Genomic DNA, 21,345 nt, shown 5'->3' with positions numbered 1-21,345 from the left:
AACCTCACCTCACATTCGTCCCGCCCCTGGATCAAGCGTAGCTCAGCCTGACGCGCTCAAGCCGCGCACGACGGACGGAGCTCTGGAGCAGCGGCAAATGGGGTTTCCCTAGGCCGCGGGGGGTCATGTATGCTACGGCGCTTCCATGCCTCCGCCCGCAGCCCGCCGGGTCGCGTTAGCGCCAGGTCCGCCGGACCTGCCAACGTGCCCGCGACAACGCATTCGCGGAGAGCCAGCCCCCATCCCAACGCCAGTAGCCATGCACGAACAGTATCAGCCCCGCGAAATCGAAGCCGCCGCGCAATCCCATTGGGACGCGCAGAAATCCTTTGAAGTGAGCGAACAGCCAGGCAAGGACACCTTCTATTGCCTGTCGATGTTCCCCTACCCCAGCGGCAAGCTGCACATGGGTCACGTGCGCAACTACACCATCGGCGACGTGATCGCGCGCTATCAGCGCATGCAGGGCAAGAATGTCCTGCAACCCATGGGCTGGGACGCGTTCGGCATGCCGGCGGAAAACGCCGCGATGAAGAATCAGGTGGCACCGGCGAAGTGGACCTACGAAAACATCGCCTACATGAAGGCCCAGCTGAAAAGCCTCGGCCTGGCGGTCGACTGGACGCGCGAAGTCACCACCTGCAAGCCCGATTACTACCGTTGGGAACAGTGGCTGTTCACCCGCCTGTACAAGAAGGGCGTGATCTACCGCAAGAACGGTACCGTCAACTGGGACCCGGTCGATCAGACCGTACTGGCCAACGAGCAGGTCATCGATGGCCGTGGCTGGCGTTCCGGCGCGCTGATCGAAAAGCGCGAAATTCCCATGTACTACTTCAAGATCACCGCCTACGCGGATGAATTGCTGGAGAGTCTGGACGAGCTGGACGGTTGGCCCGAACAGGTCAAGACCATGCAGCGCAACTGGATCGGCAAGTCGCGCGGCATGGAGATCGCCTTCCCCTACGACGTGGCAAGCATCGGTAGCGAAGGCGTGATGAAGGTCTTCACCACCCGCCCCGACACCCTGATGGGCGCCACCTATGTCGCCGTGGCCGCCGAGCATCCGCTGGCGACGCTCGCCGCACAGAACAACCCCGAGTTGCAGGCGTTCATCGACCAATGCAAGCGCGGCGGCGTGGCCGAAGCCGACATCGCCACCCAGGAAAAGAAAGGCCTTGCCACGGCGCTGCGCGTACAGCACCCGCTGACCGGCGAACTGCTGCCGGTGTGGGTCGCCAACTACGTGCTGATGGGCTACGGCGAAGGCGCAGTCATGGCCGTACCGGCGCACGATGAGCGCGACTTCGAGTTCGCCAGCAAGTACAGCCTGCCGATCAAACCGGTGGTGCGCACCAGCGCCGGCGACCAGACCCCGGCACCCTGGCAGGACGCCTACGGCGAACACGGCGAGCTGATCAATTCCGGCATCTTCGACGGCCTCGACTTCGACGGCGCGTTCGACGCCATCGAAGTGGCGCTGCAGAAGAAGGGCCTCGGCCAGGCACGCACCCAGTTCCGCCTGCGCGACTGGGGCATCAGCCGTCAGCGCTACTGGGGCTGCCCGATCCCGATCATCCACTGCGACAGCTGCGGCGACGTCGCGGTCCCCGAAAGCCAGCTGCCGGTCGTGCTGCCGGAAGACGTGGTACCGGACGGCGCCGGCAGCCCGCTGGCGCGCATGCCGGAGTTCTACGAATGCAGCTGCCCGAAGTGCGGCGCGCCGGCCAAGCGTGAAACCGACACCATGGACACCTTCGTCGAGTCGTCCTGGTATTTCGCCCGCTACGCCAGCCCGAACTACGAACAGGGCATGGTCGACCCGGCCGCGGCCAACCACTGGCTGCCGGTGGATCAGTATATCGGCGGCATCGAGCACGCCATCCTGCACCTGCTCTACGCGCGCTTCTTCCACAAGCTGATGCGTGACGAAGGCCTGGTCAGTTCCAACGAGCCGTTCAAGAACCTGCTGACCCAGGGCATGGTCATCGCCGATACCTACTACCGCACGCTGCCCAACGGCGGCAAGGACTGGTTCAACCCGGCAGATGTCATTGTCGAGCGTGACGCCAAGGCCAAGATCATCGGCGCCAAACTCGCCAGCGACGGCCTGCCGGTGGAAATCGGCGGCACCGAGAAGATGTCCAAGTCGAAGAACAACGGCGTCGACCCGCAGGCCATGATCGATGCATACGGCGCAGATACCTGCCGCCTGTTCATGATGTTCGCCTCGCCGCCGGATATGAGCCTGGAGTGGTCCGACTCCGGCGTCGAGGGCGCCAGCCGCTTCCTGCGTCGCGTCTGGCGTCTGGCTCATGCACACGTTAGCGCTGGCGTCGCAGGCACGCTGGAAACCGCCAGCCTGAGCGACGAGCAGAAGGCCGTACGCCGCGCGATCCATCTCGCCATCAAGCAGGCCAGCGTCGATGTCGGCCAGCATCACAAATTCAACACCGCCATCGCCCAGGTGATGACGCTGATGAACGTGCTGGAGAAAGCCGCTACCGCCAGCGAGCAGGATCGCGCGCTGTTGCAGGAGGGCCTGGAAACGGTCGCCCTGCTGCTCGCACCGATCACACCGCACATCTCTCACGAACTGTGGCAGCGACTCGGCAAACAGGGCGCGATCATAGACGCGCAATGGCCGAAGGTCGACGAGTCGGCCCTGGTGCAGGACAGCCTGACTCTGGTGGTACAGGTCAACGGCAAGCTGCGCGGGCAGATCGAAGTGCCGGCTGCGGCCACCCGCGAGGAAGTCGAGGCCGCGGCCCGTGGCAATGAGAACGTGCTGCGCTTCACCGAGGGCCTGACGATCCGCAAGGTCATCGTGGTGCCTGGCAAGCTGGTCAACATCGTCGCTAACTGATTCGGCCCCGGCGCATGCGCCGGGCCTGCAAGGGGATAACAAGATGAACAAACGGAATCTAGTGGTGCTGGGCCTGACACTGCTGCTGAGCGCTTGCGGCTTCCAGCTGCGCGGCACCGGTGACGTGGAGTTCGGTCTCAAGGAGATCGACCTGCAGGCGCGCAACAGCTACGGCGAAACGGTGCAACAGCTCGAAGACCTACTCAAGAGCAATGGCGTGCGGGTTTACCCGGGCGCCAAGTACAGCCTGAACCTTGCCCGCGAGCAGACCCGCCAGCGCACCGCCAGCTACACCAGCTCGGCACGCAGCGCCGAGTATGAGCTGACCAGCACCCTCGATTACGAATTCCGCGGCCCGCAGAACATGCTGCTGCTCGAGGACAGCATCGAAGTGCAGAAGGTCTACGTGCACGACAGCAACAACCTGATCGGCTCGTCCCAGGAAGGTGATCAGCTGCGCCAGGAAATGCGCCGCGAGCTGCTGCAGCAGTTGACCCTGCGTATCCAGCGCATCACCCCGGCGCAGCTCGACCGCCTGCAACAGGAAGCCGAAGCCAAGGCCCGCGCCGAGGCTGAAGCCATGGAAGCTGCCCGTCATGCCCAGGACGCGCAGCCGCAACAGTCGCCCATCCAGCTGCCCATCCAGTAACAGGTAACGGGGCCTCAAGGCCCCCGTCTTCGTACCATGAAGCTTTCTCCCGCTCAGCTCGGCAAACACCTGCAAGGCCCGCTGGCGCCCGTGTACGTCGTCTGTGGCGACGAGCACCTGCTGTGCCAGGAAGCCTGCGATGCGATCCGCACAGCGACCCGAGCGCGGGGCTTCAGTGAGCGTCAGGTCTTTCACGTGGAGACCGGCTTCGACTGGAGCCAGTTGATCGAAGCCGGTGCGAGTCTTTCGCTGTTCGCCGAGAAGCGCCTGCTCGAACTGCGCATCCCCAACGGCAAGCCCGGTGACAAGGGTGCCGCGGCGCTGCTGGAATATCTGGCCCGCCCCGCCGAGGACACCGTGCTGCTGGTCAGTCTGCCCAAGCTCGACGGCAGCACCCAGAAGACCAAGTGGGCCAAGGCGCTGATCGATGGCAAGGACGTGCAGTTCCTGCAGATCTGGCCAGTGGATGCCGCGCAGCTGCCGCAGTGGATACGTCAGCGGCTGGCCCAGGCGGGCCTGTCCGCGGACCAGGAAGCCGTCGAACTGATCAGCGCCCGGGTCGAAGGCAACCTGTTGGCCGCGGCGCAGGAAATCGAAAAGCTCAAGCTGCTGGCCGAAGCCGGACAGGTCACCGCGGAAACCGTCCAGGCCGCGGTGGCTGATAGCGCCCGTTACGATGTATTCGGCCTGATCGACGCAGCCCTGCACGGCCAGGCGGCCCATGCGCTGCACATGCTGGAGGGCCTGCGCGGTGAAGGCGTCGAGGCACCGGTGATCCTCTGGGCGCTGGCCCGCGAACTGCGCCTGCTGGCCAATATTGCGCAGCAATATGCCCAGGGCACTCCGCTTGAGCGTGCCTTCAGCCAGGCCCGCCCGCCGGTCTGGGATAAGCGTCGCCCGCTGGTTTCCAAAGCACTGCAAAGGCATAACGCGGCCGGCTGGAACCAGTTGCTGAGAGACGCGCAACACATCGACGAGCAGATCAAGGGCCAGGCCGCCGGGGATCCCTGGATCGGTCTGGCGGACATTTGCCTGCAACTGAGTGGCCGCCGGATCGGTACCTGACGAGCGAATCGCGGAGAGCGAGTTCACGCCGCAGCGCACTGGACATTTTTTGTACAAGGCCTATGATTCCCTCGCCCGATAGCGGGCCATTTGAGGAAATCGGAATGAGCACACGCAAGAAACGGCCGAACAAGGCCAAGCACCTGGTTGCGCACCCCCTGTTCCGCCTCCGCCAGGAAACGCCGAAAAAAGGCAAAGGCAGCTACCGCCGCGAAGCCTCCCAGTCCACCAACTGGGAGGCTTCGGTCCTTCTGGCAGCCTGAAAACCCAACACCGCCAAAGCGTGATAATGTCTGCGGCCGACGACACGTTTCGAGAGCGGTGCATGTATCACACCTTCGTTCCCGTTCTGCTGCTACGTACCTTGGTTGCCGCTTCGGCGATGAGCCTGGTCGTTGCCTGTGCAGCCGAACCCCTCGCGCGGTCCACTCTGGTCAGCAACGTCCCCGCCGCCAGCCAGCCTAGCGACGCCACCATCGCCGATGTCCGTTCGGAAGCCACTCACCTGAGCTTCAGCCAGTGGCGCGAGCAGTTCCGCGCTGAAGCCCTTGCGGCCGGTATCTCCGCCGCAACCTTCGACCAGGCCTTCGCCGGCGTCCAGCCCGATCCAGCGGTGATTGAGGCGGACCGTAGCCAGCCCGAGTTCACCCGGCCCGTCTGGCAGTACCTGGAAGGCGCCATTTCGCCACAGCGCGTGCGCAGCGGCCGCCGCTTGCTTAGCGAGCACGCCACCACACTGGATCAGATCGAGGCCCGCTACGGCGTCGATCGCGAAACCTTGGTTGCCGTCTGGGGACTGGAAAGCAGCTTCGGCCAGATCATGGGCGACAAGTCGGTGATTCGTTCCCTTGCGACCCTCGCCCACGAGGGTCGCCGTCCGGCATTCGCCAAGAGTCAGCTGATTGCAGCGCTGGAAATCCTCCAGCACGGCGACGTCGAGCCACAGCGCATGCGCGGCTCCTGGGCTGGCGCCATGGGGCAGACGCAGTTCATTCCGACCACTTACAACACCCATGCCGTGGATTTCGATGGCGACGGCAAGCGCGATATCTGGAATAGCTCGGCCGATGCCCTTGCCTCCGCCGCGCATTACCTTCAGGCATCCGGCTGGAAACAGGGTAAGGCCTGGGGCTTCGAGGTAGAGCTACCCGAAGGGTTCGACTACGCCTTGGCCGACACCGAGATTCGCAAGCCGCTGGCCGAATGGCGCCGCCTCGGCCTGCGCAACCTGCCCGGCGACCAAGAAGAAGCCAGCGCTAGCCTGCTGCTGCCTGCCGGCCATCGTGGCCCGGCATTCCTCATCATGGACAATTTCCGCGCCATCCTGCGCTACAACAACTCCTCGGCATATGCCCTGGCGATCGGCCTGCTGGCAGAGAATTTCCAGGGCAAGGGCGAGGTCGCGGGCAGCTGGCCACGCGGCGAACAGCCACTCAGCCGCTCCGAGCGCCTTGAACTGCAGGAACGTCTCGTCGCTCAGGGCTTCGACCCGGGCACCCCGGACGGCATCATCGGCGCCAATACCCGCAAGGCTATCCGCAGCTTCCAGCAACGCCTGGGTTGGCCGGCCGATGGCCATCCCACTCAGGAGCTGCTCGGGCGACTGCGCGCCCACAACTGATCGCGGTGGGCTTGGCGCCAAACACAAAAGCCCCGGCAGACAGCCGGGGCTTTTTTTTATCCCTGCAACAAGGTCAGTGTTTGATGGCTACTTCGTAGAGGTAGTCCGGCAGCGGGTCGATGATTACCTGCTGGCCTTGATAGTGGGCCTTCACTGCCTCGCGCGCGACCACACCATGTGGCACGCGCTGATCACCACCAAGGCGCTGGCGTGCGCGGTAGTCGATCACGCAGCCGTCGGTCTCGACCCAGAAGTGCGGTGAAACCACCTTACCGTCCAGTTCGACCTGCCCCAACATCGCTCGGTATGGAATGTGCTGCTTGGCCAGCCGCGTCACCACCAAGCGGCTCATCGCGTCGCACTCGACCTTCGCGGCATCCAGATCGTCAAGCAAGTCCTTCAATTGGGGTTCGTTCATCTGCAGTGGCCCTCGGTTGGCCTCATGGTGTAAACGAACGTCACTATAGACCAAAGTCTAATGCGGCGTAATGCCGCAATTTTCTTGCCAACCGTCTGGCAGTTCCCGCGCCATGCGCTTTCGCAAGGCGCATGGTGGACGGAAAAGAAAAAACCGCGCAGACAGCCTGGACTGTCTACGCGGTCTTCAAGAGCCGCAACAACTTTACGGTTTCAGTCTTTTTTGGCTCCGTGCGCCTGCTGATCGGCATGGTACGACGAGCGCACCAGCGGGCCTGAGGCGATGTTCTTGAAGCCCATCTTCATCCCCTCTTCGGCAAACCAGGCGAAGGTGTCGGGATGAACGAAGCGCTGCACCGGGAGGTGGTTACGCGAAGGCTGCAGGTACTGACCCAGGGTCAGCATGTCGATATCGTGCTCGCGCATGCGGTGCATGACCTCGATGACCTCCTCGTCGGTCTCGCCGAGGCCGAGCATCAGTCCCGACTTGGTCGGCACGCCCGGCACGCGCTGCTTGAACTTCTCCAGAAGATCCAGTGACCACTCGAAATCCGAGCCCGGCCGCGACGACTTGTATAGCCGCGGTACGGTCTCCAGATTGTGGTTGAACACATCCGGCGGCTCGCTGGCAGTGATATCCAAAGCGATATCCATGCGCCCACGGTAGTCGGGCACCAAGGTTTCCAGCTGGATCGACGGCGACAGCTTGCGAATCTCGCGCAGGCAATCGGCAAAGTGCTGGGCGCCACCGTCGCGCAGATCGTCGCGATCCACCGAGGTGATGACCACGTACTTCAGGCGCATGTCGGCGATGGCCTGGGCCAGGTTCTTCGGCTCATCCGGGTCCAGCGCATTCGGCCGGCCGTGGCCGACGTCGCAGAACGGGCAGCGACGGGTGCAGATGTCGCCCATGATCATGAAAGTCGCGGTTCCGCTGGAGAAGCACTCGCCCAGGTTGGGGCAGGAGGCTTCCTCGCAGACGCTGTGCAGTTTGTGCTTGCGCAGGGTCTGCTTGATCTGGTCGACCTCTGGGGAAACCGGAATGCGCACGCGAATCCAGTCCGGCTTCTTCGGCAGCTCATCGGTGGGGATGATCTTCACCGGAATACGCGCAACCTTCTCGGCACCACGCAATTTGACGCCTGCCTCTACCTTGGCCGGGCGCTTGCCTGCCGTTTCTACACTACTCATATGCTTCGATTCCGCCCGCGAGGGTCTTCTGTTGCGCGTATCCGAGCTGCCGAACCAGATGATCACGCAGTCGATCGGCCACTTCAGAGATGTCGATCGGCCCGATCAGGTCACGCAGCTGGGTCATGGGCAGCCCTGCATAACCGCAGGGGTTGATGCGCCGGAAAGGTTCGAGATCCATGTCCACGTTCAGCGCCAGGCCGTGGAAGGAACGGCCATTGCGAATGCGCAGGCCCAGAGACGCGATCTTCGCACCGTTGACGTAAACGCCCGGCGCATCCGCTTTGGCAGCCGCCTCGATGCCATAGCCGGCGAGCAGATCGATCAGGCTCTGCTCAATACGATTCACCAGCTCGCGCACACCGATACCGAGTCGGCGCACATCGAGCAACAGATAACCAACCAGTTGGCCGGGCCCGTGATAGGTCACCTGACCGCCTCGATCCACCTGCACTACCGGAATTTCGCCAGGGAACAGCAGGTGCTCGGCCTTGCCGGCCTGGCCCTGAGTGAATACGGGCGGGTGCTGCAGCAGCCAGATTTCGTCGCCACTGTCTGCATCGCGCGTGTTGGTGAAGTGCTGCATGGCCTGCCAGGCAGTCCGGTACTCGATCTGGCCGAGCTCACGCACGCCCACTTCGAGGGTCATCACAGCACCATGTGAACACGGCCAGTGGCGCGCAGGTCGACGTGAATGGCCTGCAGCTGCTCTACGCCGGTGGCGGTGATCAGCACCTGCAGCGAAAGGAATCGCCCGTTGCGGCTGTCGCGGGTGACGACGGTGGCTTCGTCGAAATCCGGCGCGTGGCGCTGGATGACTTCGATCACGACCTCACGGAAGCCTTCGCCAGCGTCGCCGATCACCTTGATCGGGTAGCGCTCGCAGGGGAAGTCAATCTTGGGTGCTGCGACATCTTGGTTATCGGTCATGGGCGTAACGGACTCGTGATCCGCACGTGCGCCGCGGCGGGATCAGCCGCGGTGCACTCGCGCGTGGTCAGTTGAACAGGCTGTAGAAGAAGAGGCGAATGCTATCCCAAAACCGGCGGAACAGCCCACCCTCTTCGATGGTTTCCAGCGCCACCAGATCGGTGCTGCGGACGACTTTGTCCTCCAGCTTGACCTCGACCTTGCCGATGACGTCACCCTGCTGGATCGGTGCGGTGAGTGTGCCGTTGAAGCTCATGACCGCTTGCAGCTTCTCTGCCTGGCCACGCGGCAGGGTCATGGTCAGGTCCTGTGCCAGGCCCGCCTTCAGCTTGTCCTGCTGCCCTTTCCAGACCTGCGCCTGAGCCAGCTCAGTGCCCTTCTGGTAGAAGGTGCGGGTCTCGAAGAAGCGGAAGCCATAGGTCAGCAGCTTCTGGGTCTCCGCCGCGCGGGCCTGCTCGCTGTCGGTACCAAACACCACCGAGATCAGGCGCATGTTGTCACGCACGGCAGACGCCACCAGGCAGTAGCCAGCCTCTTCGGTATGACCGGTTTTCAGGCCATCGACGGTCTTGTCGCGCCACAGCAACAGGTTGCGGTTGGGCTGCTTGATGTTGTTCCAGAAGAATTCTTTCTGCGCGTAGATGGCGTAGTGCGCCGGGTCTTCGTAGATGATCGCGCGAGCCAGCTTGGCCATGTCGTTGGCTGAGGAATAATGATCCGGATCCGGCAGGCCGGTGGCATTCATGAAATGGCTGTTGGTCATGCCCAGGCGCTGAGCCGTGCTGTTCATCAGGTCGGCAAAGGCCTCTTCACTGCCGGCGATGTGCTCGGCCATGGCGACGCTGGCGTCGTTGCCCGACTGAATGATGATGCCATGCAGCAGATCGTCGACCGACACCTGCGTGTTGACCTGGATGAACATCCGCGAGCCGCCGGTGCGCCAGGCCTTCTCGCTCACCGTGACCATGTCGCTGTCGCTGATCTGGCCCTTCTGGATTTCCAGGGTGGCGATGTAGGCGGTCATCAGTTTGGTCAGGCTCGCCGGCGGCAGGCGCTCGTCACCGTTGTGCTCGACCAGTACCTCGCCGCTGGCGGCGTCCATCAGCATGTAGGACTTGGCCGCCAGCTGCGGGGCGGACGGTACGATCTGTGCGGCCCAGACGGTCGGGGTGACCGTCAGCGCTGCCAGGACTATGAAGCGTTGCACGAGGCTGGTGATGTTCATCCGAATCTCAAGTTAGTCAGGTAAAACGAAGCAGGGTTTGCTGTGGTCAGTCGGCGGCAACGCGCCGTGGCTGTCCGAGGTTGGCCAGGCGCACGCTCTCTTCGAGCTGCATGGCCTCATCCGGCGTGTCGATGGGCCCCAGGCGCACGCGGTGCAGGGTCTGCTGGTTGTGTACCACCGAGCTGATGAACACCGGGGCAGAGACCACGCCGCTCAGCTTGTCCTTGAGCAACTGCGCTGCATCCGGATTGGCGAAGGCGCCAACCTGGAGAAACAGGCCAGAGGCTGCGGGCGAAGCGTTTTTTTTTGCATCGACTTCCAGCGGCACCGTGGCCGCAGCGTGCTGCTGGGGCGGCGGCGTGTACTGCTCGATCGGCTGCGCGACATTGCTGGTGGGCTTGCTCGCAACCATCTCCGGCTGCGCCAGCATCGTCGGCACCGGTCGGCCCTGGTCGGCCCACCATTGCTGAGGGTCGATGCCTTCGACCTTTACCCGCGCCGTTCCGCTCTCGGCATAGCCGAGCTTCTTCGCCGCGGCGAAAGACAGATCGATGATCCGATCGGAGTAGAACGGACCACGGTCATTGACGCGCAAGACCACGGTGCGCCCGTTATCCAGATTGGTGACCTTGACGTAAGTGGGCAAGGGCAGCGTCTTGTGCGCCGCGCTCATGCCATAAAGGTCGTACTTCTCGCCGTTGGCGGTGGGCTGGCCGTGAAACTTGGTGCCATACCAGGATGCCGTCCCGGTAGCTGAATAACGTCGACCATCGCTGATTGGAAAGTAGGTCTTGCCCAGCACCGTATAGGGATTGGCCTTGTAACGGCCGTAATGTGGCATCGGCGTGGCATCGGGGATCTGCGAAACGTCGACGTCCCACCAGGGCGCGCCGTCCTTGTGCGGACGGCTGTAGTCGCCGGGACCACTGATACCGGTACTCTTGTTTGGTGCACTGCTCGGTGTCGGCGTCGATGAGCAGCTCGCCAGCAGCGCCCCGGCGACACCCAGCGCGGCCAGCCTTGTCCAGATCACGGTCATTGTTCGCCTCGCGCTTCGGCCAGCAGCTGGGACAGCTGATGCACGGCCATCGCATACATCACGCTACGGTTGTAGCGGGTAATGACATAGAAATTCGGCAGGCCCAGCCAGTACTCATCACCCTCTGCGCCATCCAGGCGGAAAGCGGTAATGGCCGTATCGTCGGCCACCGACTTGTCGAACTGCCAGCCCAGGCTACGCATTTCGCCGGCATTTTTTTGCGACTCCAGGCCGACGGTCAGCCCTTCCTCATAGCGCTCGCCGCCTACCTTGGCCCGCGCCACCACCGGCTCGCCCGCAGCCCAGCCATGTTGCTTGAAGTAGCTGGCCGCACTGCCGATGGCATCGGTGGGGTTGTTCCAGATATCGATGTGCCCGTCGCCGTCGAAATCCACCGCGTAGGCGCGGAAGCTGCTCGGCATGAACTGCGGCAGTCCCATCGCACCCGCGTAGGAGCCCTTGAGCGTAAGCGGGTCGACCTGTTCCTCACGGGTCAGCAGCAGGAACTCCTTGAGCTGCTGACGGAAAAACGGCTGACGCGGAGGGTAATCGAAGCCCAGCGTCGACAGCGCATCGATCACCCGATGGCTACCGGTATTGCGGCCGTAGAAGGTTTCCACGCCGATGATCGCGACGATGATTTCCCCCGGCACGCCGTATTCGGTTTCCGCACGAGCCAGCGCGGCTTCGTTCTCCCGCCAGAAATCGACGCCCTGGGCGATGCGCGAGTCGGTGAGGAAGATAGGTCGATATTCCTTCCACGGCTTGACCCGCTCCGCAGGACGCGAAATGGCATCGAGAATCGCCTGCTTGCGCTCGGCCTGCTTGAACAGATCACGCAGCTGCTCGCCGGCAAATCCGTAGTCACGGGTCATCTCCGCGATGAACTCGTCCACGTTGGCGCCGGTGTAATCGGCCGCCTGCAGCGGCAGGCTTCCCAGCACAGCGCCGGCCAAAGCCACGCCCCCTAGCATCCGCGCCATCCAGCCACGCCGTAATGAAGTCAACAAATTCACTCTCGTCAAACCTGCGCGATCCACTTGCGATGGGTGTGGATCGACATCAAAACCCCGAACCCTGACAGCAGGGTCACCAATGAAGTTCCGCCATAACTAATGAAGGGCAATGGCACCCCCACCACCGGCAACAGCCCACTGACCATACCGATATTGACGAAAACGTAAACAAAGAAGGTCATCGTCAGCGCGCCGGCCAGCAGTTTTCCAAACAGCGTTTGCGCCTGCACGGTGATAACAAGGCCGCGAGTGATCAGCAGACCATACACCAACAGCAGCAGGCAGACCCCGACCAGACCGAACTCTTCAGCGAGCACGGCGATGATAAAGTCCGTGTGGCTTTCCGGCAAAAAATCCAGGTGCGACTGCGTGCCTGCCAGCCAGCCCTTGCCGAACACCCCACCCGAACCGATCGCCGCCTTCGACTGGATGATGTTCCAGCCAGTGCCCAGCGGATCGCTTTCCGGATCGAGAAACGTCAGTACTCGCTGCTTCTGGTAGTTGTGCAGTACGAAGTACCACATCGCCACAGCGATGGGCAGGATCGCCGTGACCGCGCCAATGATCCAGCGCCAACGCAGGCCGCCGATGAACAGGACGAATGCGCCGGATGCGAGAATCAGCAGCGACGTGCCCAGATCCGGCTGTTTGAGGATCAGCACGAAGGGCACGAGGATCAGCGACAGACTGATCGCAGTGTGCTTGATGCTCGGCGGCAGGCTGCGCGAGGACAGATACCAGGCGATGGTCATCGGCATGATGATCTTCATGAACTCCGACGGCTGGAAGCGGATCACCCCCGGAATGTTGATCCAGCGGGTGGCGCCCATCGCTGTATGGCCGACGACCTCGACCGCCACCAGCAGCGCTACCACAGCGAGATAGCCCAGCGGTACCCAGCGCGCCATGAAGCGCGGCTCGAACTGTGCAATGACCAGCATTGCACCCAGGCCGAGGCCGAAAGACGTCGCCTGCTTGATGACCAGATCCCAGTTCTTGCCGCTGGCCGAATAGAGAATGAACAGGCTGCCCGCCGCCAGCATCAGCAGCAGCACCAGCAGCAGCCCGTCGATATGCAGGCGCTGCAACAGGCTGGCGCGACGCCGCAGCACGTCCTCGCGCGACAGGGTTCGGTCGAAATTGCCGCTCATGGCTTCTTCCCTTCGGCGGTCAGCGGCGGGGCGAACTCGGGCTTGAGCACGCCCTCCCCGTTCAGCAGCCACGCGTCCATGACCTGCTTGGCCACCGGCGCGGCGACGCCCGAACCGGATTCGCCGTTCTCGACCATAACCGCCACGGCGATCTGCGGGTCATGCACCGGGGCGAAGGCGACGAACAGCGCATGGTCCCGATGGCGTTCGGCCAGCTTGGCACTGTCGTATTTCTCGCCCTGGCGGATCGCGACCACCTGGGCGGTACCGCTCTTGCCGGCAATACGATACGCCGCGCTGTCACCGACCTTCCTTGCCGTACCCCGCGCGCCATGCAGAACCTGCTCCATACCGTGGGTCGCGTAGTCCCAGAAGCGCGGATCGCGAAGCTGGATGTCCGGAACCGGATCATGGTCCACCGGCGCTTCACTACCGACGCTGCGCGCCAGATGCGGCCGAATCCACTTGCCGCGGGTCGCCACTAGCGCCGTGGCCTGGGCCAGCTGCAGCGGCGTGGCCTGCATGTAACCCTGGCCGATACCGAGAATCACTGTTTCACCGGGATACCAGGGCTGGCGATAGCGCGCCCGTTTCCAGTCGCGCGACGGCATCAGGCCCGCCGTCTCCTCGTGCATGTCCAGGGATACGCGCTGCCCCAGGCCGAAGCGGGTCATGTATTCGTGCATGCGATCGACGCCCAGCTTGTGGGCCATGTCGTAGAAGTAGGTGTCGTTGGAGCGGGCGATGGCCAGGTCCAGGTCCACCCAGCCGTCGCCGTTGCGGTTCCAGTTGCGGTACTTGTGCTTCACGTTCGGCAGTTGGAAAAAGCCCGGATCGAACACGCGACTGCTCGGCGTGATCACGCCAGCATCGAGGCCGGCAACGGCCATCATTGGCTTGATGGTCGAGCCGGGCGGGTAAAGGCCGCGCAGCACACGGTTGAACAACGGACGATCAATGGAGTCGCGCAGTTCACCGTAATCCTTGAAGCTGATGCCGGTGACGAAAAGGTTGGGGTTGAAGCTCGGCTGACTGACCATCGCCACCACCTCGCCGGTGCTCGGCAGCAGCGCGACGATTGCACCGCGACGACCTCCGAGCGCCGCTTCTGCGGCCTCCTGCAGGTCGAGATCGAGCGACAGCGTGATGTCCTTGCCCGGTATCGGATCGGTACGCTTGAGCACGCGCAAGACCCTGCCGCGGGCATTGGTTTCGACCTCTTCGTAGCCGACCTGGCCGTGCAGCTCGTCCTCGTAGAATTTCTCGATACCGGTCTTGCCGACATGGTGCGTGCCGCTGTAATTGACCGGGTCGAGCTGCTTGAGCTCTTGCTCGTTGATTCGCCCGACATAGCCTACCGAGTGCGCGAAGTGCGGACCCTGCGGGTAATGCCGGACCAGCTGCGCCGCCACCTCGACCCCAGGCAGGCGGAACTGATTCACGGCAATGCGCGCAATCTGCTCCTCGGACAGCTCATACATGATCGGTACCGGCTCGAATGGCCGGCGCCCCTGCAACACGCGCTTCTCGAACAGCCCACGCTCTTCCTCGCTGAGCTCCAGCACCTCGACCACGCCATCGAGCACAGTCTTCCAGTCGCCGGCGCGTTCGCGGGTGACGGTCAGGCTGAAGCTGGGGCGGTTGTCGGCGATAACCCGGCCCTTGCGGTCGAAGATCAATCCGCGATTGGGCGGAATCGGCTGAACGTGGACGCGGTTGTTCTCCGACAGCGTCGAATGGTGCTCGAACTGCACTACCTGCAGGTAGTACATCCGCGACACCAACACACCGATCAACAGCAACACGAACGCAAGGCCGACGATGACGCGCCGGCGCACCAGCACGGCGTCCTTCTCGTGATCCTTGAGTTGAATCGGTTGCGGCATCTTGAAGGGGTTCGCAGACTACTTGTGATAGGGATGACCGGACAGCAGCGTCCAGGCGCGGTAGATCTGTTCGCCGATCAGGATTCGCACCAGCGGATGAGGCAGGGTCAGCGGCGACAGCGACCAGCGCTGCTCGCTGCGCGCACAAACCTCGGGTGCCAGCCCTTCCGGACCGCCGACCATGAGGTTGACGTTGCGTGCATCGAGCCGCCAGCGCTCGATTTCCGCCGCCAGCTGCTCGGTGCTCCACGGCTTGCCATGTACTTCGAGCGTGACAATGCGCTCGCCTGGCTGAACCTTGCCCAGCATGGCCTCGCCTTCCTGGCGAATCAACCGCGCCACGTCGGCGTTTTTGCCACGGGTATTGAGCGCGATCTCATGCAGCTCCAGCGGTAGTTCGGACGGCAGGCGCTTGGCATATTCCTGCCAACCATCCTCGACCCAACGTGGCATCTTCGAGCCGACCGCAATCAGCTTGATACGCACGGCTTATTCCGGGTCGTGAGCGTGCTGCGCGCGGCTCTGCTCGGCGCCCTGCCAGAGACGTTCGAGATCGTAGAACTGGCGGGTCGGCACCTGCATCACATGGACGACGACATCGCCCAGGTCGAGCAACGCCCACTCACCGCCTTCGAGACCCTCGCTGCCAAGCGGGCGAACGCCCTGCTCCTTGACCTGCTCCAGCACGTTTTCGACGAGCGACTTGACGTGCCGGCTGGAACTGCCGCTGGCGATGATCATGTAATCAGTAACACTGGTCTTGCCGCGCACATCGATAGTGGTGATGTCCTGGCCTTTCAGATCTTCCAGGGCGGCAACCGCCAGCTGGACCAACTCTTCAGTTTGCATAACGTGAAAACAACCTCAGTTCGACGCCCGGTACAGTCCGTGCGCGTTGATATAAGCCAGTACGGCATCGGGAACCAGGAATCGGACCGACTTGCCGCTGGCCAGCAATTGGCGAATCTGTGTGGCGGACACTTCCAACGGTGTCTGCCAGACGAAGGCAATCTGCCCGCTGCCCCCGCAAAGCACCTGGGGATCTGGCACGCTGCGTGCGGCGAGCAGATCGCGCAGCACCTGCGGCGCCTCGCTGCCGGCATCCGGGCGTTGCAGGACGAGGATATGGCAATAGTCGAGCAGCTCCTCCCAGCGATGCCAGGTAGGCAGGCCGCAGAAGGCATCCCAGCCCACCACCAGCAACAACTGATCCGCCTCACCAAGCTCGGTGCGCAGGGAAATCAGCGTGTCGATGGTGTAGGACGGCTTCTCCCGCTCCAACTCACGAGCGTCCACACAAAGTGGCGGCAGGTCTTGCACCGCCAGGCGAACCATTGCCAGGCGATCCTGCGCCGAGCAATTGGGGGTGTCACGGTGCGGCGGACGCGCGTTGGGTATCAGCCGCAGCTCGTCGAGATCGAACATCTCGGCCACTTCCAGCGCCCCGCGCAAGTGACCGATGTGTACCGGATCGAAGGTGCCGCCGAGTATACCGATGCGCCGGGCGCCGCTGCCTTGGCTCATCAGGTACGGACGTGGCCGTCGCCAAACACCACGTACTTCTCGCTGGTCAGCCCTTCCAGACCGACCGGACCACGGGCATGAAGCTTGTCAGTGGAGATGCCGATCTCCGCGCCCAGGCCATACTCGAAGCCATCGGCGAAACGCGTCGAGGCGTTGACCATCACCGAAGCGGAGTCCACCTCGGTGAGGAAGCGCCGGGCATCGGTGAAATTCTCGGTGACGATCGCGTCGGTGTGTTGCGAGCCGTAGCGATTGATGTGCTCGATGGCGGCATCCAGCGAATCGACGATGCGGATCGACAGGATCGGTGCGTTGTACTCGGTGGACCAGTCTTCTTCGCTGGCCTCCAGCACATCGCCGCCAAGCAGCGCCTGGGTTCGCGCACAGCCACGCAACTCAACGCCCTTCTCGCGATAGATGGCCGCCAGTGGCGGCAGCACCCGATCGGCGATGCCCTGGTGAACCAGCAGCGTCTCCATGGTGTTGCACGGCGCGAAGCGCTGGGTCTTGGCGTTGTCGGCGACGCGAACGGCCTTGTCCACGTCCGCCGCCACGTCGATGTAGACATGGCAAATGCCGTCCAGGTGCTTGATCACCGGTACCCGGGCGTCGCGGCTGATGCGTTCGATCAGACCCTTGCCGCCGCGCGGCACGATCACATCGACGTATTCCGGCATGCTGATCAGCGCGCCGACCGCGGCCCGGTCAGTGGTCTCCACGACCTGCACCGCCGCTGCCGGCAGCCCGGCTTCGGCCAGGCCAAGCTGGATGCAGCGGGCGATGGCCTGATTGGAATGGATCGCCTCGGAACCACCGCGCAGGATGGTCGCATTGCCCGACTTCAGGCACAGGCTGGCGGCGTCGATGGTCACGTTCGGCCGCGACTCGTAGATGATCCCGACCACGCCCAGCGGCACGCGCATCTTGCCGACCTGAATGCCCGAAGGCATGTAGCGCATGTCGCGAATCTCGCCGATCGGGTCCGGCAGCGTGGCGACCTGGCGCAGCCCTTCGATCATGCCGTCGATCACCTTGGGCGTCAGCGCAAGACGATCGAGCATCGCCGCGTCCAGACCGTTGGCGCGGCCACCGGCAAGGTCCCGCTCGTTGGCGCTGACCAACTCGTCGCGGGCTGCGTCGAGCGCGGCGGCGGCGGCCTGCAGGGCACGGTTCTTCTGCGCCGTGCTGGCGCGCGCAAGCACCCGCGAGGCCTCGCGCGCGGCGCGGCCCAGGCGGTTCATGTAATCGAGTACGGACTCGGTCATGGATCTAGCTGGCCTGACTGAAGGGAAAGCGGCTGATTATAGCCACCCCGACCGCCCGCGCACAGCGGCGCCGGGCGAAAGGCGCTCGAATGCATGCGCGGACAGCGCTACGAACCAACCAGCACGGCGCAGTATCCTTGCGCCGAGGAAACCCACCACCCTTTCGTCAGGTCGAAAGGCGATCTCGATTCAAGGAAATCCGCATGGGCCAGTGGCTCGAAACCCTAACCCAATGGCTCGCCGGACATCCGCAATGGCTGGGCCTCGCGCTGCTGATCGTCGCCTGCATGGAGTGTCTGGCCGTAGTCGGACTGATCATCCCGGGCACGGTGCTGGTATTCGCCATTGCTGTACTCGCTGGCAGCGGAGTGCTGAGCCTGGGGGAAACCCTTTTGCTGGGCTTTATCGGCGGATTGATCGGCGACCTGCTTTCCTATGCCCTCGGTCGACGCTATCACCAGGGCATTCGCAGCTTGCGAGGCCTGCGCGACCATCCCGAGTGGCTGATGCAGGCCGAGCACTACTTTCAGCGCTACGGCGTAGCCAGCCTGCTGGTAGGCCGCTTCATCGGCCCGCTGCGCCCCATGCTGCCGATGACCGCCGGCATGCTCGACATGCCGCTCGGACGCTTCCTGCTGGTCAGCCTGTGTGCTGCCGCCGGCTGGTCGATGGCTTATCTGCTGCCCGGTTGGAGCGCCGGAGCCGCCATCCGCCTGCCGCTGGAGGAGGGTTTCTGGAGCGAAGCCGGGATAGTGCTCGGCGCGCTGCTGACGCTGATCGCGGCAACTGCATTCGGCAGCCTGCGCGGCTTGCGTTGGGTCAGCGCACTGTCGGCCGGCCTCGGCGTTGCCATCCTGCTCGGTTTGTTTTTCGGCTGGCCGCACCTGAAGGAACTCGACGAAGGCCTGCTGGCAGTGATCCAGGGCGCACGCAGCACCACCTTCGACCGCATCATGGTGATCGTCACCCGCGCCGGCGACTTTCACACCCAACTGTGGGCCGCGGTATTGCTATGCCTGCTGCTTCTGGTCGCACGCCAATGGCGCGCCGCCCTGTTCGCCATTCTCACGCTGCTGGGCACGGCCCTGGCCAACGGCGCCCTGAAGGCCACCTTCGCTCGCGTTCGCCCGGAAGTACTGATGGAGCCGCTGAGCAGCTACAGCTTTCCCAGCGGGCACAGCTCAGCGGCGTTTGCCTTCTTCCTCACCCTCGGCGTGCTCGCCGGTCGCGGTCAGCCACCGCGCCTGCGCCTTGCCTGGCTGGTCCTCGCCAGCTTACCGGCGACGGCAATCGCACTCTCGCGGGTCTATCTCGGCGTGCACTGGACCACCGACGTGACGGCAGGCGCCCTGCTGGCTGCCTGCATCTGCGCCGCCAGCCTAACCCTGGTGCAATGGCGCAGCCCGCTGCACGCAATGGCACCGAGAGCCTGGTGGCTGATCCTGCCGGCCTGTCTGGGCCTGCTCGGCGCATTCAGCGTCTGGGCTCTGCCGACAGCTATGCAGATGTATCGGTATCAGTGATTGCTCCCTCAAGCGTGTGATCCGAATTTTTTCTGGTGCGAACCAGGAATGTGCGAGGCGTCGTTGCGTGTATCGCGCCACCAGCGGAAAGTCCGCACCGTGGCAGAGCAGCCATCTGCCGTTGAGTTTCGGATAACTCAATAACTGTCCAGGGACCAGGATATTTCGATGCGCGAGTCACGCCTTCTAACTTTCAGCACCCACGATGCCTTAGAGCTTTCCTACCGCCATTGGCCCGCGCTTTCGTCCACAGGGCCTACAAGGCGGGCCGTCGTCATGTTCCATCGCGGACATGAGCATTCCGGCCGGCTGGCCCACCTCGTTGATGAGCTCGACCTTCCTGACTGCGATTTCTTTGCCTGGGATGCGCGCGGGCACGGTCTGTCGCCTGGCATCCGTGGAGACAGCCCGAGCTTCGCGACGAGCGTACGAGACGTGCAGACGTTCATTGATCACATCGGCTCTATGCACTGCATCAAAGAGGAAGACCTAGCAATTGTTGCGCAAAGTGTAGGGGCGGTAGTTATTGCGACATGGGCCCACGACTATGCGCCCAAAGTTCGGGCGCTGGTGCTGGCGTCACCGGCGTTCAAGGTAAAGCTGTATGTACCATTCGCACGGACAGGCCTAAGGCTAATACGAGCGTTTCGCGGCAACTTCTTCGTCGACAGCTACGTCAAGGCCCGCTTCCTGACGCACGATCCCGCGCGGATTCAGAGCTATCAGCAGGATCCGCTTATCACCAAGGCCATTTCCGTCAATGTGCTCCTTGGGCTGCATGAAGCGGCACGGCGCGTGGTTGCGGATGCGCAGGCTATCCAGATCCCAACTCAGCTTTTTATCTCAGGCGCAGACTTCGTCGTAGAACACAAACCACAAGTAACTTTTTTCGAAAGACTTGGCAGCTTACGAAAAGAAAAACACGTTCTGCCGGGTTTCTTTCACGACACGCTCGGCGAGCGAGATCGTAATCGGGCAGTAAGCCAGGCCCGCCGCTTCATTCGTCATAATTTCGATATGCCAATGGCGCCCCCATCGCTCCTCGATGCGGACCGAATAGGCCCGATGTGTGCGGAAGCAGAAGCACTGGCTGCCCCTGTAGCTCCGAATTCCGTGGAAGGATGTTATTGGCGCGCCATGCGTGCGGGAATGCGCCTTGGCGCCCGGCTTTCTCACGGACTGAAACTCGGTTTCGAAGCGGGTTTCGATTCCGGCAGCACGCTCGATTATGTCTACAGAAACGAACCAGCAGGGCTGACTGTACTGGGGCGCAAGATTGACCAGCTTTATTTGAACTCCATAGGCTGGCGTGCAATACGCCCGAGAAAAAGGCATGTAGAAGAGCTGTTACGTGGGGCGATGAGCTGCCTGCGAAGCGCAGATCAGCCAGTACATATCGTGGACATTGCCGCCGGCCATGGCCGCTACATTCTCGAGGCAATACAGGACCTCGGAGAACGCCCTGCCTCGATTCTCCTGCGCGACTACAGCGATATCAATGTACGCGACGGCAGTGCCCTGATCCGGGCAAAGGGTTTCGAAGAGATCGCTCGATTCATCAAGGCAGACGCATTCGATCAGGCGGATCTCGCCGCACTCTCGCCGCGCCCCACGCTTGTAGTGGTATCGGGTCTCTACGAGTTGTTCGGCGACAACCAGATGATCGGCCGCTCTCTTGCCGGCGTCGCCGAAGCGCTGCAACCGGGCGGCTACATCCTTTACACCGGACAACCCTGGCACCCACAGCTGAAGCTCATAGCCCGAGCGCTGACCAGTCACCGAGATGGGCAGGCATGGGTGATGCGGCGGCGTACCCAAGCGGAGATTGACCAACTGGTAGCAGCGGCAGGTTTGGTAAAAATCAAGCAGCGTATCGACGACTGGGGGATCTTTACGGTGTCGTTGGCACAAAAACCCTACTGAAGACCTTCTCTAGCGACATCAAGGTTGGCCAGTGCGGCCCTAGGTCACGCTCGC

At 63.0% G+C, this 21,345-nt stretch carries 20 protein-coding genes; 7 read left to right on the top strand and 13 right to left on the bottom strand.

Annotated features, from left to right (window positions below):
• Positions 1-259 precede the first annotated feature (259 nt).
• The 5 genes from leuS (at position 260) to LW136_RS02525 (ending at position 6,201) form a co-directional block, all read left to right on the top strand.
• Positions 260-2,866 (top strand): leucine--tRNA ligase, encoded by a 2,607-nt coding sequence (leuS, locus tag LW136_RS02545; protein ID WP_234174583.1) that lies wholly within the window; start codon positions 260-262, stop codon positions 2,864-2,866.
• A gap of 43 nt (positions 2,867-2,909) precedes the next feature.
• A complete protein-coding gene (locus LW136_RS02540; RefSeq protein ID WP_023444927.1) occupies positions 2,910-3,515 on the top strand; it encodes an LPS-assembly lipoprotein LptE in 606 nt (201 codons plus the stop codon).
• A 36-nt stretch (positions 3,516-3,551) separates the two neighbouring features.
• Positions 3,552-4,580, top strand: a complete 1,029-nt coding sequence (holA, locus tag LW136_RS02535; protein WP_234174582.1) for a DNA polymerase III subunit delta — start codon at positions 3,552-3,554, stop codon at positions 4,578-4,580.
• 104 nt (positions 4,581-4,684) lie between these two features.
• Complete coding sequence (arfA, locus tag LW136_RS02530; RefSeq protein ID WP_104098962.1) at positions 4,685-4,843, top strand: alternative ribosome rescue factor ArfA; 159 nt, start codon at positions 4,685-4,687, stop codon at positions 4,841-4,843.
• Between the two features lie 62 nt (positions 4,844-4,905).
• Complete coding sequence (locus LW136_RS02525) at positions 4,906-6,201, top strand: lytic murein transglycosylase (protein WP_234174581.1); 1,296 nt, start codon at positions 4,906-4,908, stop codon at positions 6,199-6,201.
• 73 nt (positions 6,202-6,274) lie between these two features.
• Here the strand turns inward: LW136_RS02525 and LW136_RS02520 are convergent, their stop codons facing one another.
• The 13 genes from LW136_RS02520 to LW136_RS02460 all read right to left on the bottom strand — a co-directional run bounded on the left by LW136_RS02520 (position 6,275) and on the right by LW136_RS02460 (position 17,845).
• Positions 6,275-6,619, bottom strand: coding sequence for a hypothetical protein (locus LW136_RS02520; protein ID WP_003301712.1), 345 nt, complete (start codon positions 6,617-6,619; stop codon positions 6,275-6,277).
• Positions 6,620-6,831: 212 nt separating this feature from the next.
• Positions 6,832-7,809 (bottom strand): lipoyl synthase, encoded by a 978-nt coding sequence (lipA, locus tag LW136_RS02515; protein ID WP_041015898.1) that lies wholly within the window; start codon positions 7,807-7,809, stop codon positions 6,832-6,834.
• On the bottom strand, positions 7,802-8,458 hold the full coding sequence (gene lipB, locus LW136_RS02510; RefSeq protein ID WP_044314091.1) for a lipoyl(octanoyl) transferase LipB: 657 nt from the start codon (positions 8,456-8,458) through the stop codon (positions 7,802-7,804). The genes lipA and lipB overlap by 8 nt, the downstream gene beginning before the upstream one ends.
• Complete coding sequence (locus LW136_RS02505; protein WP_023444922.1) at positions 8,458-8,739, bottom strand: DUF493 domain-containing protein; 282 nt, start codon at positions 8,737-8,739, stop codon at positions 8,458-8,460. The genes lipB and LW136_RS02505 overlap by 1 nt, the downstream gene beginning before the upstream one ends.
• Positions 8,740-8,806: 67 nt before the next feature.
• On the bottom strand, positions 8,807-9,964 hold the full coding sequence (locus LW136_RS02500) for a D-alanyl-D-alanine carboxypeptidase family protein (protein WP_234174580.1): 1,158 nt from the start codon (positions 9,962-9,964) through the stop codon (positions 8,807-8,809).
• Positions 9,965-10,010: 46 nt separating this feature from the next.
• Positions 10,011-11,003 (bottom strand): septal ring lytic transglycosylase RlpA family protein, encoded by a 993-nt coding sequence (locus LW136_RS02495; RefSeq protein WP_234174579.1) that lies wholly within the window; start codon positions 11,001-11,003, stop codon positions 10,011-10,013.
• Positions 11,000-11,977, bottom strand: a complete 978-nt coding sequence (mltB, locus tag LW136_RS02490) for a lytic murein transglycosylase B (protein WP_234175232.1) — start codon at positions 11,975-11,977, stop codon at positions 11,000-11,002. The genes LW136_RS02495 and mltB overlap by 4 nt, the downstream gene beginning before the upstream one ends.
• Positions 11,978-12,024: 47 nt before the next feature.
• Positions 12,025-13,170: a rod shape-determining protein RodA gene (rodA, locus tag LW136_RS02485; RefSeq protein ID WP_256449923.1), complete on the bottom strand. Its 1,146-nt coding sequence runs from the start codon at positions 13,168-13,170 to the stop codon at positions 12,025-12,027.
• Complete coding sequence (gene mrdA, locus LW136_RS02480; RefSeq protein WP_234174578.1) at positions 13,167-15,056, bottom strand: penicillin-binding protein 2; 1,890 nt, start codon at positions 15,054-15,056, stop codon at positions 13,167-13,169. The genes rodA and mrdA overlap by 4 nt, the downstream gene beginning before the upstream one ends.
• A gap of 18 nt (positions 15,057-15,074) precedes the next feature.
• The gene (gene rlmH / locus LW136_RS02475) at positions 15,075-15,542 is read right to left on the bottom strand and encodes a 23S rRNA (pseudouridine(1915)-N(3))-methyltransferase RlmH (RefSeq protein WP_014818954.1); all 468 of its coding nucleotides are present in this window, start codon (positions 15,540-15,542) and stop codon (positions 15,075-15,077) included.
• 3 nt (positions 15,543-15,545) lie between these two features.
• Positions 15,546-15,905: a ribosome silencing factor gene (rsfS, locus tag LW136_RS02470; RefSeq protein WP_014818953.1), complete on the bottom strand. Its 360-nt coding sequence runs from the start codon at positions 15,903-15,905 to the stop codon at positions 15,546-15,548.
• Positions 15,906-15,920: 15 nt separating this feature from the next.
• Entirely contained in the window at positions 15,921-16,580 is a 660-nt protein-coding gene (nadD, locus tag LW136_RS02465) for a nicotinate-nucleotide adenylyltransferase (protein ID WP_234174577.1), read from the bottom strand.
• Entirely contained in the window at positions 16,580-17,845 is a 1,266-nt protein-coding gene (locus tag LW136_RS02460) for a glutamate-5-semialdehyde dehydrogenase (protein ID WP_234174576.1), read from the bottom strand. The genes nadD and LW136_RS02460 overlap by 1 nt, the downstream gene beginning before the upstream one ends.
• A gap of 203 nt (positions 17,846-18,048) precedes the next feature.
• On the opposite strand from LW136_RS02460, the gene LW136_RS02455 reads away from it, so the two are divergent.
• On the top strand, positions 18,049-19,368 hold the full coding sequence (locus tag LW136_RS02455; protein ID WP_234174575.1) for a bifunctional DedA family/phosphatase PAP2 family protein: 1,320 nt from the start codon (positions 18,049-18,051) through the stop codon (positions 19,366-19,368).
• A gap of 168 nt (positions 19,369-19,536) precedes the next feature.
• Positions 19,537-21,291, top strand: a complete 1,755-nt coding sequence (locus LW136_RS02450) for a bifunctional alpha/beta hydrolase/class I SAM-dependent methyltransferase (RefSeq protein ID WP_234174574.1) — start codon at positions 19,537-19,539, stop codon at positions 21,289-21,291.
• Positions 21,292-21,345: the final 54 nt, after the last annotated feature.

It is taken from the genome of Stutzerimonas kunmingensis (assembly GCF_021432085.1).
Classification (GTDB): Bacteria; Pseudomonadota; Gammaproteobacteria; order Pseudomonadales; family Pseudomonadaceae; genus Stutzerimonas.
This window is presented reverse-complemented; position numbering and strand designations above follow the sequence as displayed.

What these genes read in the sequence shown, in the direction of transcription:
- leuS (WP_234174583.1), top strand. Translation starts at nt 260, where the DNA reads ATGCACGAACAGTATCAGCCCCGCGAAATCGAAGCCGCCGCGCAATCC.
- LW136_RS02520 (WP_003301712.1), bottom strand. Translation starts at nt 6,619, where the DNA reads ATGAACGAACCCCAATTGAAGGACTTGCTTGACGATCTGGATGCCGCG.
- LW136_RS02525 (WP_234174581.1), top strand. Translation starts at nt 4,906, where the DNA reads ATGTATCACACCTTCGTTCCCGTTCTGCTGCTACGTACCTTGGTTGCC.
- lipA (WP_041015898.1), bottom strand. Translation starts at nt 7,809, where the DNA reads ATGAGTAGTGTAGAAACGGCAGGCAAGCGCCCGGCCAAGGTAGAGGCA.
- LW136_RS02455 (WP_234174575.1), top strand. Translation starts at nt 18,049, where the DNA reads ATGGGCCAGTGGCTCGAAACCCTAACCCAATGGCTCGCCGGACATCCG.
- rsfS (WP_014818953.1), bottom strand. Translation starts at nt 15,905, where the DNA reads ATGCAAACTGAAGAGTTGGTCCAGCTGGCGGTTGCCGCCCTGGAAGAT.
- rodA (WP_256449923.1), bottom strand. Translation starts at nt 13,170, where the DNA reads ATGAGCGGCAATTTCGACCGAACCCTGTCGCGCGAGGACGTGCTGCGG.
- nadD (WP_234174577.1), bottom strand. Translation starts at nt 16,580, where the DNA reads ATGAGCCAAGGCAGCGGCGCCCGGCGCATCGGTATACTCGGCGGCACC.
- LW136_RS02450 (WP_234174574.1), top strand. Translation starts at nt 19,537, where the DNA reads ATGCGCGAGTCACGCCTTCTAACTTTCAGCACCCACGATGCCTTAGAG.
- LW136_RS02505 (WP_023444922.1), bottom strand. Translation starts at nt 8,739, where the DNA reads ATGACCGATAACCAAGATGTCGCAGCACCCAAGATTGACTTCCCCTGC.
- mrdA (WP_234174578.1), bottom strand. Translation starts at nt 15,056, where the DNA reads ATGCCGCAACCGATTCAACTCAAGGATCACGAGAAGGACGCCGTGCTG.
- lipB (WP_044314091.1), bottom strand. Translation starts at nt 8,458, where the DNA reads ATGACCCTCGAAGTGGGCGTGCGTGAGCTCGGCCAGATCGAGTACCGG.
- LW136_RS02500 (WP_234174580.1), bottom strand. Translation starts at nt 9,964, where the DNA reads ATGAACATCACCAGCCTCGTGCAACGCTTCATAGTCCTGGCAGCGCTG.
- LW136_RS02495 (WP_234174579.1), bottom strand. Translation starts at nt 11,003, where the DNA reads ATGACCGTGATCTGGACAAGGCTGGCCGCGCTGGGTGTCGCCGGGGCG.
- mltB (WP_234175232.1), bottom strand. Translation starts at nt 11,977, where the DNA reads ATGCTAGGGGGCGTGGCTTTGGCCGGCGCTGTGCTGGGAAGCCTGCCG.
- LW136_RS02540 (WP_023444927.1), top strand. Translation starts at nt 2,910, where the DNA reads ATGAACAAACGGAATCTAGTGGTGCTGGGCCTGACACTGCTGCTGAGC.
- arfA (WP_104098962.1), top strand. Translation starts at nt 4,685, where the DNA reads ATGAGCACACGCAAGAAACGGCCGAACAAGGCCAAGCACCTGGTTGCG.
- holA (WP_234174582.1), top strand. Translation starts at nt 3,552, where the DNA reads ATGAAGCTTTCTCCCGCTCAGCTCGGCAAACACCTGCAAGGCCCGCTG.
- LW136_RS02460 (WP_234174576.1), bottom strand. Translation starts at nt 17,845, where the DNA reads ATGACCGAGTCCGTACTCGATTACATGAACCGCCTGGGCCGCGCCGCG.